This window comes from Ruania alkalisoli, from assembly GCF_014960965.1.
Classification (GTDB): domain Bacteria; phylum Actinomycetota; class Actinomycetes; order Actinomycetales; family Beutenbergiaceae; genus Ruania; species Ruania alkalisoli.
Window position 1 is genome coordinate 3,688,191 of sequence record NZ_CP063169.1, and the last position, 13,415, is coordinate 3,701,605.

Sequence of the window (13,415 nt, forward strand, 5' to 3'; positions counted from 1 at the left end):
CCCTCAGCGCACCTGTGCCAGATATGGCACGGATCCGCTGAGGGCCGTCGTCTGTTCGCGGCACAATGAGCCGATGACGGCGCACACCTGGCGGAACTGGTCCGGCACGGCCACCGCCCACCCCAGCCGCATCGCCCGGCCTCGCGACGAGGGCGAGGTGGTGGACCTGGTGCGGGCCGCTGTCGCGGCTGGCAGCACGATCCGGGCGGTCGGTGCCGGGCACTCCTTCACCCCGGCCGCCGCGACCGAGGGCACGCTGGTCCACCTCGACGCGCTCGACCGCCTCGAGCACGTCGGGCCACCGGCGGCGGACGGTTCCCGCCTGGTGACGGTCGGCGCCGGAATCCGGCTGCACGCCCTCTGCCGGGTACTCGCCGACCATGGCCTCGCGCTGGAGAACATGGGCGATATCGACCGCCAGTCCCTTGCCGGCGCCATCTCCACCGGAACCCACGGCACCGGCGCGCGGCTGGGCGGGCTGGCCACCCAGGTGCACGGGATGCGGGTGGTCACCGCCGACGCCCGCGTCCATGACGTCGGACCAGATTCCCCCGACGGCGGAGCCGACCTGTTCGAGCTGGCCCGCCTCAGTTTGGGCACGGCCGGAATCCTGACCGCGATCACCCTGCGCTGCGTGCCCGCGTTCACGCTCACCGCCGCCGAGGCGCCCCTACCCCTGCCCCACGTCCTGGAATCGCTCGTCGATCTGGCTGTCGCCGACCACTTCGAGTTCTACTGGTTCCCGGGCACCGATGTGGCGCTGACGAAGACGAACACCCGCGACGGCGCCGCTCCCCCACTTCCTCCGCTGCGCCGCTTCCTGCACGACGAGGCCCTGGCCAACGGTGTCTTCGAGGTGACCAACCGGATCGCCACCGCCGTGCCCGGCCTGACCCCGCACCTGAACCGCCTCGCCGCCCGCGCGCTCGGCGCCCGCACCTACACCGCCGCCTCCCACGAAGTGTTCACCTCCCCGCGCCGGGTGCGTTTCGCCGAGATGGAGTACGCCCTGCCCGCCGAGGCGCTCGTCGACGCACTCGGCGAAGTCGACACCTGGTTGCGCCGCAGCCGGGAGAACGTCCCGTTCCCGATCGAGGTGCGCTTCGCCGCAGCCGACCGCGTGTGGCTCTCGACGGCGTACGGCCGGCCCACCGCGTACGTGGCCGTGCACCAGTACCACCGCCTGCCCTACGCCCGGTATTTCCGTGCGGTGGAGGCCATCATGCGCGGCTACGACGGGCGACCGCACTGGGGAAAGTTGCACCGCCGTCGGGCTGCTGACCTGGCACCCGCCTACCCACGATTCGCCGATGCTGCCGCGGCGCGGGGCAGGGTCGACCCGAGCGGTGTGTTCGCGAACTCCTACGTCGACCAGGTGCTGGGCGCCCACACCGAGCCGACGCCGGCCAGGTAACATCGCGGCGTCGGACGACACCACGTCGATGGGAGCCCGGATGCGACGCACCGTGTCCGCGGAGCTGCACGTCACCGCCGGGATCGGCACCACCGAGGTCGCCCTGCAGGTGGCGCTGGCGCGTGTGCCCGGGCTGCGGGTGAGCGAGTCGCTGGAGATCCGCCAGGACGGACGGCTCCTCGAGCCGGCCGAGGAACCCACCGCACACGGCGGCCGGATGCACCTGGTCACACTCGACCGGGCCGCCGAGCAGCCAGGCGAGGTGAGCGTGCGCTACGACGCGAGTGTGGAGGATGAGGCGGCCGGCGCCGTCGCGGAGGTACCGACCACCACAGCGGACCTGATGGCCTACCGGCGCCCCAGCCGCTATGCCCAGTCGGATGAGCTGTTCGTGACGGCGCGGCGTGAGCTCGGCGGGCGGCAGGGTTTGGCACTGGTGCACGCGGTCGGGGACTGGGTGGCCTCCCGGGTTCGGTACGTTCCCGGGTCGAGTCGCGTGACCGACGGGGCGGTGGCGACCCTGCTTCAGGGGCAGGGCGTGTGCCGCGACTACGCGCACCTGGTGGTGGCGCTGCTGCGGGCGCTCGACGTGCCCGCGCGACTGGCCGCGGTCTACGCGCCAGGGCTGCGTCCGATGGATTTCCACGCCGTCGCCGAGGCGTGGGTGCAGGGTCAGTGGTATGCGGTCGACGCCACCCGGATGGCGCCGCGCAGCGCCATGGCGCGGATCAGCACCGGCCGTGATGCGGCCGATACTGCGTTCCTTTCTGCCTATGGTGCCGGGATCCAGATGGGGCCGCAGACGGTGACTGCGACGGTCGACGGCAATCTCCCGGTGGAGAGTGCCGACACGGCGGTGCAGATGCCGTGACCGACCCGGCTCTCCCGGAGACGTCGCAGGAGAAGTGGGCCCGCCGCTTCACCGTGCCCGTGCTGGTCGCGGCGCTGGCCGCCGTTCCTGCGTTGTTCCTGACATTGCTTCCGGACCCGTGGCTCACGGCCGGGCTGGTGGTGAACGTGCTCTCAGGGGCTGTGCTCACCGCCGAGACGCTGGTGCTGTTCGCCGTATCGGCGGACAAACGGGCCTGGCTACGACGGCAGTGGTGGCTGGTGCTGCTCACCGTACTCATCCTGATCAGCGTGGTGCTGGCGCTGGGGCCGGTGCAGATCCTGCGGCTGGTGCGGGTGGTGGCGGCGCTGCGCGTGCTGGGGGTGCGGCGGATCCTGCGCTCGGGTCAGGTGCTGGTGAACCGGGTGGATCGGATCCGTCCGATCCTGCCGCGCGGGATCGCAGCGGGACTGGTGCTCGTGTTCTCGACCGTGGTGCTCGTCGATCCGAACTCCCCCAGCCGGCAGTTGCTGGCCGACCTGCTCCCCGCTGGCTCCGGGGCGACGATCGCGGTGATCGGCGGGCTGGGCCTCGCGGTGGCCACGTGGATCGTGCTGCGAGGGAGCCGCGGGGACGGGGAGCCGGGGGTAGACGAGACGAGCGAGGACGCACCCGGCGCCGAGGATCGCGCGGGCAGCTGACACACCTCCCGCAGTCTGACCTACGTTCTGCGGGGGCGCACGGTATGTCGGACTGCCGAACCTGTGTCAGACGGACCGGCAGGCCAGGGCGCCGGAGCGCCGCGGCGCCCCATGCTCGGCAGCGCACCATGCTGGCGTAGGCTAGACGCCGCCGCTCCTCGCGGCATGGGCCTCTAGCTCAATTGGCAGAGCTGCGGACTTTTAATCCGTAGGTTCCGGGTTCGAGCCCCGGGGGGCCCACTGCCCATCACTGGCCGGTCAGCGCGCGCCGCCTCCGGCGTGCCACCCGCAGCCCGACGATCGAGCCCAGCACCGCAACCGCTTCGGCGACCGCACTGAGCGTCTTCTCCGGGTACCAGAACGGGTCGTACATCGAGGGCACCGGGCCGATCGCCGGCACGTTCACCAGGCTGTACAGCAGCACCGCGCCGAACGCCGAGAGCGCCACCAGCCCGGCGAGCACATAGGCGAGACGGGAGCCCCTGACCAGCAGGAACAGCCCGGCGAGCACGGCCGCCGTGGCCTGTACCCGGAAAAGGGTGTCGCCGCCGATCCCACCCGGGGCTGCGATCCCCATCTGCTCCGCCAGCCGGTAGTGCACGACGGCGTCCACCGTGAGACCGGCCACGACCAGCACCCGGACCACCAGCTCCGGCGCCCGGGACATCAGGGCTCCACCGTCAGTGTGGCCGTCATGTTCGGGTGCGGGGTGCAGTGGAACGGGTACTCCCCCGCGTCGGGCATGGTGAAGGAGACCTCGTCACCCGGACCGACGGACACGTCGAAGATGCCCTCCTCGTCGGAGGTGACCGTGTGCCCGACCGAATCCTCGTTGCGGACCGTGATCGTCTCACCGGCGCTGAGGCCTTCCGGTACCTGGAAGGTGAAATCGGAGATCACCAGGGTGGTGCCGTCCGGCTCGGGCTCAGGGTCCGCAGCTGACTCGCCCGGGTCCGCACCGGAGCTGCATCCGACGAGCAGGAGCAGCACTCCCACTACGAGCGCCAGGGCACGAGGGCGATCCACGGTGATGTCCATACCTGGTGGTACGCACGAGAGGCGCGCTGGGATTGCCTCGATCCGTACGAATCTCACCCGGCCGCTCAGAAGTGGGCACTGGACCACACGTACCCGGACTCACCCACCAGCTCGACCGCCATGACGCCGTCATCGGCCACGATCCACCGATTCGGTCCGTCGGCCTGCACCGACCACTGCCCTATCTCAGCGGTGCTGCCGTCGGCATACTCGACCATGCACGTGTAGACCATCCCCGGCGGGCCCTGCGCCACCTCGATCACCAGCATCGGGCCCTCAGAGCTGTCGCTACGCGCGACCTGCCCGATCCGGTCGCCGTCGGAGGTCATCAGCGGAGCGCTCGCGGCAGCCACAGCCGGCGACGCCTCCTGGTCCAGGAGCTGCACCACGGCGCCCCCGAGCACCAGACCCAGCAACCATGCCGCTGCCACGGCCAGCAGCGCCCGACGGCGTCCCCACCCTCGAGCGATGCGGTCACCATCAGCAGTGGTCACCTCCCCTGGCTCCGGCTCGGTCACTGCCGGCTCGTCGCGCAACCGTGCCAGGACGCGCGCCTCGAAGTCCGGGGAGGCCGAGTGCCGGGGCACGGCGGGCAGGAGCTGTTCGATCACGTCCGCATGTTCGTCGTACTCGCGACGACACACGCCACAGTGCGGCAGGTGAGCGCTGACCCGGGCACGGAGGTCGGAGTCGGCGTGGTCGAGCGCCACCTCGAGCAGCTGGTCCTCGTCGGGGTGCCAGTCGCCGGGCGCGTGGCTATCGGAGGGTCCGCCGCCGGAGGATCCGCCAGCCGAAGGCCGGTTCCCGGACGGGTGGCCACCCGTGTGCCCAGGGCGCCCGGGGAGCTCACGGTCACCAGGGCCGTCCGAGGCCCCCGGGTCTGGGTGACGATCGTCCTCAGGGCGAGGGCCGCCGTCGGGGTTCATGCTCGACCTCCTTCCTGGACCTCGCGACGCAGTCGGCGCAAACCGTCGCGGATGCGCGTCTTGGCGGTGCCGAGCGGGATGTTCTCGACCTGGCTGACCTCGGCCGCCGTGCAACCGGCAAGCACGGCCAGCACGACCGCGCGCGCCTGCTCCGGAGAGAGATGGTGCAATCGGCGCACCGCACGATCGGCCTCGATCCGGTGCATCGCGGTCTCCTCCAGGTCGGGTGCGGTGCTGGTGGTCTCGTGCAGCAACTGGTGCAGGATGCCGTCGTCGGTGGGGGTGCTGCGGCGGGCGCGAACCGCATCGATGGCCGCATTGCGGGCGATCGTGAGGATCCAGGTGAGCACCGAGGCGCGTCGTGGGTCGTAGCCGCCGGCCGCGCCCCAGGCACGCAGGAAGACCTCCTGGCTCACGTCCTCCGCGAGCGCAGGATCCCTGGTGATGCTCACCGCCATGCCGTACACCGCCCGCTGGAACCGTCGCACGAACGCCGCCGAGACGCTCGGATCGTCCAGCGCCAGCCCGGCCAGGAGGGCGGCGTCGTCCGCCCGATCGGCTCGGGAGATGGCGTCCATACCTCACCATACGGCTGGCCGGGCGGGAGGGATTGGGTGCATCCCGGGCAATCTCTGTGCGCGGGGCACACGTAGTACTTGATATCCGGCACTGCCGCCGGCAGGTGACGACGAGCGGAGACGATGATGCGACGGACACGACTGGCCCTGACGGCGACCCTGATGGGCGCGGGTCTACTTCTGGCGGGGTGCGCCGATGACGGCGGAACCGATGCGGCCGAGGATGAGACCACGGCCGAGGACATGACTGACGAGGACATGACTGACGAGGACATGACCGAGGACGACATGACCGATGAGGAGACCGACGACATGTCCGATGAGGACATGGACGACGGCGACATGATGGCAGCGACCGTTGCCACCGCCGAGACTGACCTCGGCACGATCCTGGTCGACGGCGAGGGCATGACGCTCTACCTGTTCACCAACGACGAGCCGGGTGTGAGCAACTGCGAGGGCGAGTGCATCGCGAACTGGCCGGCGCTGGAAGGTGAGCCGGAGGCGGGCGACGGCGTGGACGCTGCCCTGCTCGGCAGCATCGAACGCTCCGACGGCACGGTGCAGGCCACCTACAACGACTGGCCGCTGTACTACTGGGTGCAGGACTCCGCCCCCGGCGACACCACCGGTCAGGGCGTCAATGACGTCTGGTTCGTCGTCTCCCCGGAGGGCGAGATGATCGAGGGAATGGACGACATGGGCTGAGACCGCCCGCCGCCCTGCAGTGGCGAATCCGTCGATTCCCAGGCTTCGGTGCGAGAGTAGGAGCGCCACATGAGGTGATGGGAGGTCCTGATGCGGATGCGTGTGCTGCTGCTGGTGTGGGGTGGGTTGGTGCTCGTGTGGGCGGGTGCCGCCGTCTTCGGGTGGGGGAACGTGGAGTCGGGCTCCGCTGACCCGTTGGTGCAGATCCGCAGCGTCAGTGATCTGGTTCCCCAGGACCTGCAGGCGCAGGTGAGCGCGGAGTACTACCTGGGCGAGGGGCACCTGCTCGTGCTGATCGCCGTGACCGCGTTGAGCGTGCTGCTGCCGCTGCGGGCCAAGCTGCTCCGGGTGGTGGCGGGACTCGCCTATCTCGCCGCGGGTGGATACCTCGGGTACAGCGCGTGGTCGGGCAACCCGCCTGCGGAAGTCGGCATGGTAGCCGGATACGCGGTGGCCGGCGCCCTGGTACTCGCCGGCCTGTTCTTCTTCGCCGACCGCCGCAGCGCGGTCGGCGTGGTCGCCGGCGTCGCAGCGCTGGCCGGCGCGGTGTGGAACACACACGCCGTGGTCGAGGTAGCACTGCCCGACCGCCCCGGTCTGGGCGCCATCTGCCTGACGATCGGCTACCTCGTGGTGGCCGCTGGCGCCTTCTCCACCCTGGGCGAGCGCCGGGGCGGACGAAGTCGACGGTAATACTGCCAACGAGGTCGATATAGCCAACACGTGGCAGTATTCCCGTCGATTTCATCCGGCTCAACCGGCCACTGGCAGCCGGCGGTGCGCCCCGGTAGCCAGGCGACTGGCGAGGGACGCCGTCGTTTGCTCCCACAACACCCAGATCTGCACAAAGCTCAGCCGGGTGGTGACGTACCCGAGGCGATCAGCCATCAGGTCCCTGGCCCGGTCATTCTCGTAGTCACGGCGGGATGTGTGGTGCGCGGCACTGTCGGCCTCGATGATCCACCGTTCGCCCACCAGCATGTCCACCCAGCCGACCCCGGGAATCTGCACCTGTTGCTGCACGCGGACTCCCCGCGAGCGAAACCAGCGCGCCAGTCTCGTCTCCGACCCCGACTGCGAACGCCGTGAGATCACCCCGAGGTCGCGGCGTGTCCGGCCCGGCAAGCCGCACAGGATTTCCCGCACCGCGGCCGGCGTTAGCGCTTCTTTCGCGAGTGCTGACTCGACCAGCACAGCCGTGTATTCCGAGCTCAGGCAGCGAGCCGCATGGGTGAGGGCGAGCGGCAACGTGGCCACCGGGTCGGGCTCTGGCCAGGCGTCGATGTACGGTCCATGAGGAACCATGCTGCGCAGCTCGTGCCCACGTCGCGCGTACGCATGAGTCTCGCGCACATCCGGTACCCACAACCCGCGCACACGGGCCGCCGAGACGCAGGTCAGCCGCCCACCCTTCGCCAGGGCTGCCACTGCGGCTGCGTCGGCATCGGCTGTCGCGTACCAACCGCGGGCTATCTGGCGTAGCCGCCCGGACGTGCACCGACGTCGGATCTCCTTATCGGTGAGTCCGCGTGCGATCAGATCGGCACGGGAGTAGATGCCCAGTTCAGGCTCGCGCATGCCACCAACCGTGGCCCCGGGCCCTGCCACCGGCGTCCTGCCTCGGCGGGGGTTGTGGATAAGGCGACACCGACCCACCACTCGGCCAAACCACCGCGGCTCCAGGGGCCTAGTGTTCGGCCCCTGAGCAGTTCGGGGGCCGAACACTAGGCCCCTGGGGTGGTGGGTCCCCGAGACGGGCGGTCAGGAGTTGGGGTCCCGGTACTTCGACATCGGGTCCGAGTCGCCGAGAGTGTTGATCCCGGAGCGATCGGAGTCGCTGACATCGGACTGATGGCCGGTGAGGTGGGCGCCCTGGCCGACGATTCCCGGACGAACCCGCGCCGCCCGGTTGCGTTGCTCGCGGGCCAGGCTCATCAGCCGGAACGACAGCACGACTCCACCGATCAGCACCACGGCCACCATCGCCATGACCATCTGGTCGTTCGTGATGACCTCGAACACCATGGCGAGCAGAATAGCCACGAGGATCGCGCCTTCGATCATGGCGAACCCGAGGAAGAAGCGCGTCATGGCCCGACCAGCACCCGCTTGACCCAACTGGTTACTCATACCGCCATTCTCCCACGCACGCCGGTCGCGCGCGAGGCTACGCTCGGGTCCATGGCGACCGCCCGGTTGAGTTCCGCACCCCCAGCAGTGCGCCTGCGGCACGTGCTGAACTGGATCAATGTCTCCACACCGCTCGGTCTGGCCGTGGCACGCGCCGGAGGAGCCCGACGACGCCCCGGGCCGATGCTCCTGACCCTCGCCGAGGGCTATCGGTGGCCGTTCCCCACCGGCGGCGCGTTCACCGTCGGCGACGTCGTCATCACTCGCTCCACCATTCGTCGCCTGCGACAGCGCCACCCACGCGTGCTGCGGCACGAAGAGATCCACAGCCGCCAGTGGGCCTACTGCCTCGGCCTGCCATTCCTGCCGCTGTACGGACTCGCCATGACGTGGTCGTGGGTCCGCACCGGGGACCGCGCGGCACGGTGCTTCTTCGAACGCCAGGCCGGTTTGGCCGACGGCGGGTACCGGGACGTCCCGCCCCGATCGTGGGGCAGTCAGGCACCGCGCGCCGTTCGCCCGTGAGCGGCCACGCACAAGTCCGGCGACCCTGACCGCAGGTTCGGGCCTGCCATCAGGGTCGCCGGACATTCCCCAGTCCCCCGGTCTGAGAGGTTTCACCCGGAGGTAGGCGGAACCTCGAGGAGCGCGGCACGGGCGCAACTCACCCTGTACCCAACTCGGACATCCTCACGACCTATCCCAAGGCCGCCCAGGTCGCGGGCCCGACCACGCCGTCCGCGGTCAGCCCGTTGCTGCTCTGGAAGCTGCGGACCGCCGATTGGGTACGCGGTCCGAACTGCCCGTCCGCCGTCATGTTCTGACCCCACGCGATGAGCCGCTCCTGCAGGTAGACCACATGCTCACCCTTGTCTCCGTAGCGGAGCGTGGGTCGTGATTGCGGCTGCCCGCCACCGGGCTGGGACGGCTGACCCGGCCCGCCGGGTTGAACAGGTTGCGAGGGCCCACCAGGCTGAACTGGCCCACTGGGCTGGGATGGCTGACCCTCCAGTGCCGCCCACGTCGCCGGACCGACCACACCGTCCGCGGTCAGGCCCTGGGCCTGCTGGAACTCGCGCACCGCGTTCTGGGTGCCGTAGCCGAAGATCCCGTCCACGGCGACCGCGTAGCCGAGCGCATCCAGCCGCTGCTGCAGGTAGGTCACGTCGTCGCCGCGGGACCACAGCCGCACGGTCGGCCGCGTGGACGTTCCCCCGCCTCCACCGCCAGCGCTTCCCCCACCGCCACCGCCGCCCCCACTGACGGGCGCCGTCACGGTGAACGGCTCCTGAGCCTGATAGCCGGCCGAGGCCCCGAGCAGGAAGTAGTTCGGTGTCTGGTCCGGAGGCATGAGGTCGACGATCCGGCGGTGGAACGTTGGGTAGTCCCCGCTGAAGCCACCATCGGCGTAGACCTGCAGCAGCTTCTCGGTGAACAGCCCGTTCACGTCCCCGTCGGCGGAGACCTGGTTGTCCTGACACCCGCTGATGAGGATGAGCTCGGCCGCCATGGACCGGCTCTCGCTGGGACCGGAGAGGTTCTTCACGAACTCATAGGTCCCACGCCGTGCCTCGTAGTCGCGCATCTGCACGTCTATCGGCATCCGCCGGGTCTTGGCGCGAGGCTGCCACTGCTCCACCAGCCGCAGCTGCCGGGACTGCTCGGGAGCGGCCATCATCCGCGCGACGGTGCCGGAATGGCAGGAGTCGCTGATCACGAGCACCCGCACCCCCGGGCTGAACTGGGAGTACATCTGGTGCAGTTCGTCGTCGACGATCTGCCGGTCCCACGCCACCCAGGTCTCGTCCTGGCCGTCGTCCTCGTCGCCGGTCGTGTCGGGCATCTGTGCACCATGGCCGGCGTAGGTGACCAGGCACATATCGCCCGGCTGCGCGGTGCGGGCCAGCCGCCCCAGTTCGCCGATGATCGCCTGGCTGGTGGCCTGGGAGTCGATCAACGAGGAGGTCTGGTAGCCGTGGGAGAGCGCGATCTGTTCCATCGCGGTCGCGTCGTTGATGCACCCGGCGAGCTCGCCGTCCCAGCCGCCGTAGGCGTTCGGGTCGACGTAGTTGAGGCCGATGTGCACGGAGTATCCGGACATGGTGGTTCCCTTCTCTAGTTGTGCTGTGCCGGGTCGACCGGGACGAGGGCGCCCTGAGTGCGCACCTTCCAGGTCTGCGTGGGTCCGGTCATGCGGCCCTCGTCGGTGATGCGGTGGATCTCGAAGCTGATCTCGGGGTCCGCGACGTAGCTGGTCAACGGCAGGTGCAGGCGCACCTCCGCCTGCCGGGCGGAGTCGGTGAGGGTGACCGGTGCCAGCTCACGCCCGTCGAAGCGGGAGGTGATCTCGAGGCCGGTGAGCTCCGCCGTCGAGGGTTTGGCCGTGGCCACGAAGACCAGGCCGAGCTCGAGGTCCTCGATGTAGGCACGTACCTCTTCGATCGGCTGCCCCGCGGAAGAGAGGGAGTAGACAGGGAGTAGGCCAGGGTCGGAGTCCTCGCTCGCCACGGTCAGTTCCTGGCCCGGATCCACGACGGCGTCCACTGCAGTCACGGGGGTGCCGTCCCGTTCCAGCCCGGTCACCGCGACCGGAACGGCCACGGCATTGGTGATGTGCTGGGAGCCGCGGTCCGGTCTCACGTTCACGGGCCCTGCCTCGTAGGGGCCGGCGATGGTCGCCGTCGAGACGATCACGTCCGCGCGGGCGCGCACGTTCCCGGGCAGCGGCCAGGTGGCGTTGCCGCGCAGGCCGTCGCGGTCCAGCAGTGCCTTGAGGGCCATCAGCCCGGCGATATCGGTTTCGCAGACGATGTCGAAGCCGGTGGAGGTAGCAGCCCAGTCGACGCTCACGCTGCCGGGAGCGACGAGGGTCAGGTCGGGTGCGTGGTGGGTGTCCTCGGGGCGTTCCAGCCGGGGTGCCGGGTGTAGATCTCGCAGCTCGGCGAGGATCCGGGCCCGGACGTAGCGCGGGACGTCGCCCTGGAGGCCGATCGCGACGATGCATCGCATCTGGGTGGGGTTGTCGATGTCGATCGTGGACTGCACAAGCAGCTGTGGGGTGTAGGGGCGGGGTGCGTCCGGTTCGCTCCAGCCGACGGTGTAGCGGTCCGGGACGATCAGGAACGTGCCGGGTGTGCGCAGCGAACGCAGCACCTGAGCCCACCCCTCGGCGGCGGCGACCTCGACCGGTTCGTAGGTCTTGTACTCGATCTGCCCGAGCTGCATCGCCGGCTGGCACCCGATGGCGGTGGACTCCCCGTCCACGGCCGAGCGGTACACGTCACCGTAGGTGGCGCAGGGAACGACGAGGTCGAGCCGGTCGATCGTGACCAGCTTCTCCCACACCTCGCGCACCGGCAGGATCGTCATGTCCTCGCGTAGCTGCAGCGGGGGCCGCAGGGTCGCTCCGGCGAGGGTGTGCAGAGTAGGAAGAGCAGCGGGCAGGTTTCGACTTCTCGCGCGAGCCGAGCGCTTCTTCGCCAGACTGGCGATCTTCGGCAGCCCGGCAAGAGCGGCCGCTGTCAGCGTCACCTGCGGGGTGCGACGCCAGCCTCCGAATGTGGTGGTGGCCACGATCTGCGGCGGGTCGGCCTGAAAGCCGGGGGTGCTCAGGGCGCCGTAGGCCAGGCGTGCCCACATGTCCCGCAGCCTGAACGTCAGCCGCACGCCCTCGGGGATCGCCGATGCCGAGTCCGCGGTGAACAACTCCTGTCGTGCGCGGCCCTCCTCGTCCAGGAAGGGCACCGAGAGCCGGTAGGTGGTCTCGGCCTCGGGCACCAGCGTGAGTTCGTCGGTGGTCTCGGATGCCTCCGCGGACGGTCCGCGCTCGAGCTCGACGGTGACCGTGGCGGCGATCGCGGGCCGGCCGTCGAGCCCGTGCCCGGGTTCGGAGGTGATCTCGAACCGGAACGGGCTCTGGGCCGGGTCGGCGACCACTGCCGGCATCGCGAGTCGGTGCCGGGGCGCATACCAGCGCTTGCCGAGGTCCCACCGGTCCTTCCACCAATCCCCGTGCTCGACGGACTGCCCACTGCCGACGTCGGGTCCCGGGCGGCGAGTGGGCGTCACCTCGGCCAGACCGAGCGGGGCGAGAGTCAGTTCGGGGCGCACAGCCACGGCCGAGATCGCCGACACCGACGGGCGAGCGGCGGCGGTCGGACGCAGCGCGGCGGTGATGCTCTGCGCGCTCACCTGGTCGTCGCCCTGCGAGAACGCAGCGATCTTCATCGTGGCCGCGAGCCCGGGGCCGAGGGTGCCGCGAGTGCCGCGGGTGCCGCGAGTGCGGCGTACCGGGGCCAACGGGCGCAACTGCCCGCGCTCCATCACCACGACATGCGCGACGGCGTCCGGCCCGCCGGCCTCGGCGACCAGCTCGGTCAGGGGTCGAGTGAGCACCTGGATCGCAGATGCGCTCCTGAGCGGGGTGCCTGCACGCGAGGCGGGCAACGCCTTGGTGACCGTCATCTCCGGTGGTCTGGTCGCGGCGAGCCGCCACCCGCCATCATCGGTCAGTTCGAGCACCCAGCGTGCGGCGAGCAGCAGGGTCTCGACCACCAACCAGTCCTCACCACCGCCACCGCTGATCGCCTCCGCCGCCCGAAGTGCCGGCACGGAGGCCAGCAGGTCGTCGTAGCGGAACTCCGCCAGACCCTGCCCGCTGAGGGTGTCCCACACCAGGGCGAGGTGCGCCGTCAGGGGCGGGACGGGCGGTGCCGGGTCGACAGAATTGGCTTCGACGCGTGCTCGCAGGCGCAGGGTTGGCGCGCCTGCGAGCACGGACTCCATCGCCGCCACCGCGTCAGCCCCGGTGAGGGTGACGCTGAGGGCGACCAGTCCGAATGGATCGGTGGTGCGCTGCTCGGCGAGGATCTCTTCGCCGTCGCCGAGCAGCTCAAGCCGGACGGACCTGACGGTCTGCCCCGCGTGCCCGGCCGCATCCGGGGCGGATCCCGCCTGTGCTGTCAGGGCCAGGGTGGCCGAGGTGACCAGGTTGGTCAGGCGGTCGGCCGGCGCCGGGGTACGGCTCAGGACGAAGGTCGCGGACAGATCCGGCGAACCGGGCGGGTGCTCGTGCACGGTGAGCGTGGCCAT

At 70.3% G+C, this 13,415-nt stretch carries 14 protein-coding genes and 1 tRNA gene; 7 read left to right on the top strand and 8 right to left on the bottom strand.

The annotated features are described in order from the left end of the window. The first annotated feature begins 73 nt into the window (after positions 1 to 73). The 4 genes from IM660_RS16395 (at position 74) to IM660_RS16410 (ending at position 3,184) form a co-directional block, all read left to right on the top strand. The gene (locus IM660_RS16395; protein ID WP_193496864.1) at positions 74 to 1,414 is read left to right on the top strand and encodes a D-arabinono-1,4-lactone oxidase; all 1,341 of its coding nucleotides are present in this window, start codon (positions 74 to 76) and stop codon (positions 1,412 to 1,414) included. 40 nt (positions 1,415 to 1,454) lie between these two features. After that, the gene (locus IM660_RS16400; RefSeq protein ID WP_193496865.1) at positions 1,455 to 2,285 is read left to right on the top strand and encodes a transglutaminase-like domain-containing protein; all 831 of its coding nucleotides are present in this window, start codon (positions 1,455 to 1,457) and stop codon (positions 2,283 to 2,285) included. After that, a complete protein-coding gene (locus IM660_RS16405) occupies positions 2,282 to 2,944 on the top strand; it encodes a hypothetical protein (RefSeq protein ID WP_193496866.1) in 663 nt (220 codons plus the stop codon). Before IM660_RS16400 ends, IM660_RS16405 begins: the two co-directional genes overlap by 4 nt. 167 nt (positions 2,945 to 3,111) lie before the next feature. Then, positions 3,112 to 3,184 (top strand) — tRNA-Lys (locus tag IM660_RS16410). 7 nt (positions 3,185 to 3,191) lie between these two features. Here IM660_RS16410 and IM660_RS16415 read toward each other — a convergent pair. From IM660_RS16415 to IM660_RS16430, 4 genes are all read right to left on the bottom strand, one after another. Continuing rightward, the gene (locus tag IM660_RS16415; protein WP_193496867.1) at positions 3,192 to 3,611 is read right to left on the bottom strand and encodes a hypothetical protein; all 420 of its coding nucleotides are present in this window, start codon (positions 3,609 to 3,611) and stop codon (positions 3,192 to 3,194) included. Continuing rightward, complete coding sequence (locus IM660_RS16420) at positions 3,611 to 3,970, bottom strand: plastocyanin/azurin family copper-binding protein (protein ID WP_193496868.1); 360 nt, start codon at positions 3,968 to 3,970, stop codon at positions 3,611 to 3,613. The genes IM660_RS16415 and IM660_RS16420 overlap by 1 nt, the downstream gene beginning before the upstream one ends. Before the next feature lie 77 nt (positions 3,971 to 4,047). Continuing rightward, positions 4,048 to 4,908 (bottom strand): anti-sigma factor, encoded by an 861-nt coding sequence (locus tag IM660_RS16425; protein ID WP_193496869.1) that lies wholly within the window; start codon positions 4,906 to 4,908, stop codon positions 4,048 to 4,050. Then, a complete protein-coding gene (locus IM660_RS16430; protein ID WP_159621670.1) occupies positions 4,905 to 5,486 on the bottom strand; it encodes an RNA polymerase sigma factor in 582 nt (193 codons plus the stop codon). The genes IM660_RS16425 and IM660_RS16430 overlap by 4 nt, the downstream gene beginning before the upstream one ends. A gap of 126 nt (positions 5,487 to 5,612) precedes the next feature. On the opposite strand from IM660_RS16430, the gene IM660_RS16435 reads away from it, so the two are divergent. Next, positions 5,613 to 6,194, top strand: a complete 582-nt coding sequence (locus IM660_RS16435; RefSeq protein ID WP_193496870.1) for a COG4315 family predicted lipoprotein — start codon at positions 5,613 to 5,615, stop codon at positions 6,192 to 6,194. A gap of 90 nt (positions 6,195 to 6,284) precedes the next feature. Next, positions 6,285 to 6,887 (top strand): hypothetical protein, encoded by a 603-nt coding sequence (locus tag IM660_RS16440; protein ID WP_193496871.1) that lies wholly within the window; start codon positions 6,285 to 6,287, stop codon positions 6,885 to 6,887. Positions 6,888 to 6,947: 60 nt separating this feature from the next. On the opposite strand, the gene IM660_RS16445 is transcribed toward IM660_RS16440, so the two are convergent. After that, positions 6,948 to 7,772, bottom strand: a complete 825-nt coding sequence (locus IM660_RS16445) for a type IV toxin-antitoxin system AbiEi family antitoxin domain-containing protein (protein WP_193496872.1) — start codon at positions 7,770 to 7,772, stop codon at positions 6,948 to 6,950. Between the two features lie 183 nt (positions 7,773 to 7,955). Then, positions 7,956 to 8,324 carry a hypothetical protein gene (locus tag IM660_RS16450; protein ID WP_193496873.1) on the bottom strand — a complete coding sequence of 123 codons (369 nt, stop codon included), beginning with the start codon at positions 8,322 to 8,324 and terminating at the stop codon, positions 7,956 to 7,958. Between the two features lie 51 nt (positions 8,325 to 8,375). Here IM660_RS16450 and IM660_RS16455 point away from each other — a divergent pair, with 51 nt between their 5' ends. Beyond that, a complete protein-coding gene (locus IM660_RS16455) occupies positions 8,376 to 8,849 on the top strand; it encodes a hypothetical protein (protein ID WP_193496874.1) in 474 nt (157 codons plus the stop codon). Positions 8,850 to 9,021: 172 nt separating this feature from the next. On the opposite strand, the gene IM660_RS19885 is transcribed toward IM660_RS16455, so the two are convergent. Together IM660_RS19885 and IM660_RS16465 are read right to left on the bottom strand one after the other, a co-directional pair. Further along, positions 9,022 to 10,425, bottom strand: a complete 1,404-nt coding sequence (locus IM660_RS19885; protein WP_193496875.1) for a peptidoglycan-binding protein — start codon at positions 10,423 to 10,425, stop codon at positions 9,022 to 9,024. Positions 10,426 to 10,439: 14 nt separating this feature from the next. Further along, the gene (locus IM660_RS16465; protein ID WP_193496876.1) at positions 10,440 to 13,415 is read right to left on the bottom strand and encodes a hypothetical protein; all 2,976 of its coding nucleotides are present in this window, start codon (positions 13,413 to 13,415) and stop codon (positions 10,440 to 10,442) included.

Excerpts from the sequence above, each read along its gene's own strand:
- IM660_RS16395 (WP_193496864.1), top strand. The coding sequence starts at position 74 with ATGACGGCGCACACCTGGCGGAACTGGTCCGGCACGGCCACCGCCCAC.
- IM660_RS16400 (WP_193496865.1), top strand. The coding sequence starts at position 1,455 with ATGCGACGCACCGTGTCCGCGGAGCTGCACGTCACCGCCGGGATCGGC.
- IM660_RS16415 (WP_193496867.1), bottom strand. The coding sequence starts at position 3,611 with ATGTCCCGGGCGCCGGAGCTGGTGGTCCGGGTGCTGGTCGTGGCCGGT.
- IM660_RS16425 (WP_193496869.1), bottom strand. The coding sequence starts at position 4,908 with ATGAACCCCGACGGCGGCCCTCGCCCTGAGGACGATCGTCACCCAGAC.
- IM660_RS16430 (WP_159621670.1), bottom strand. The coding sequence starts at position 5,486 with ATGGACGCCATCTCCCGAGCCGATCGGGCGGACGACGCCGCCCTCCTG.
- IM660_RS16435 (WP_193496870.1), top strand. The coding sequence starts at position 5,613 with ATGCGACGGACACGACTGGCCCTGACGGCGACCCTGATGGGCGCGGGT.
- IM660_RS16440 (WP_193496871.1), top strand. The coding sequence starts at position 6,285 with ATGCGGATGCGTGTGCTGCTGCTGGTGTGGGGTGGGTTGGTGCTCGTG.
- IM660_RS16445 (WP_193496872.1), bottom strand. The coding sequence starts at position 7,772 with ATGCGCGAGCCTGAACTGGGCATCTACTCCCGTGCCGATCTGATCGCA.
- IM660_RS16450 (WP_193496873.1), bottom strand. The coding sequence starts at position 8,324 with ATGAGTAACCAGTTGGGTCAAGCGGGTGCTGGTCGGGCCATGACGCGC.
- IM660_RS16455 (WP_193496874.1), top strand. The coding sequence starts at position 8,376 with ATGGCGACCGCCCGGTTGAGTTCCGCACCCCCAGCAGTGCGCCTGCGG.
- IM660_RS19885 (WP_193496875.1), bottom strand. The coding sequence starts at position 10,425 with ATGTCCGGATACTCCGTGCACATCGGCCTCAACTACGTCGACCCGAAC.
- IM660_RS16465 (WP_193496876.1), bottom strand. The coding sequence starts at position 13,415 with ATGGCCACGCTCACCGTGCACGAGCACCCGCCCGGTTCGCCGGATCTG.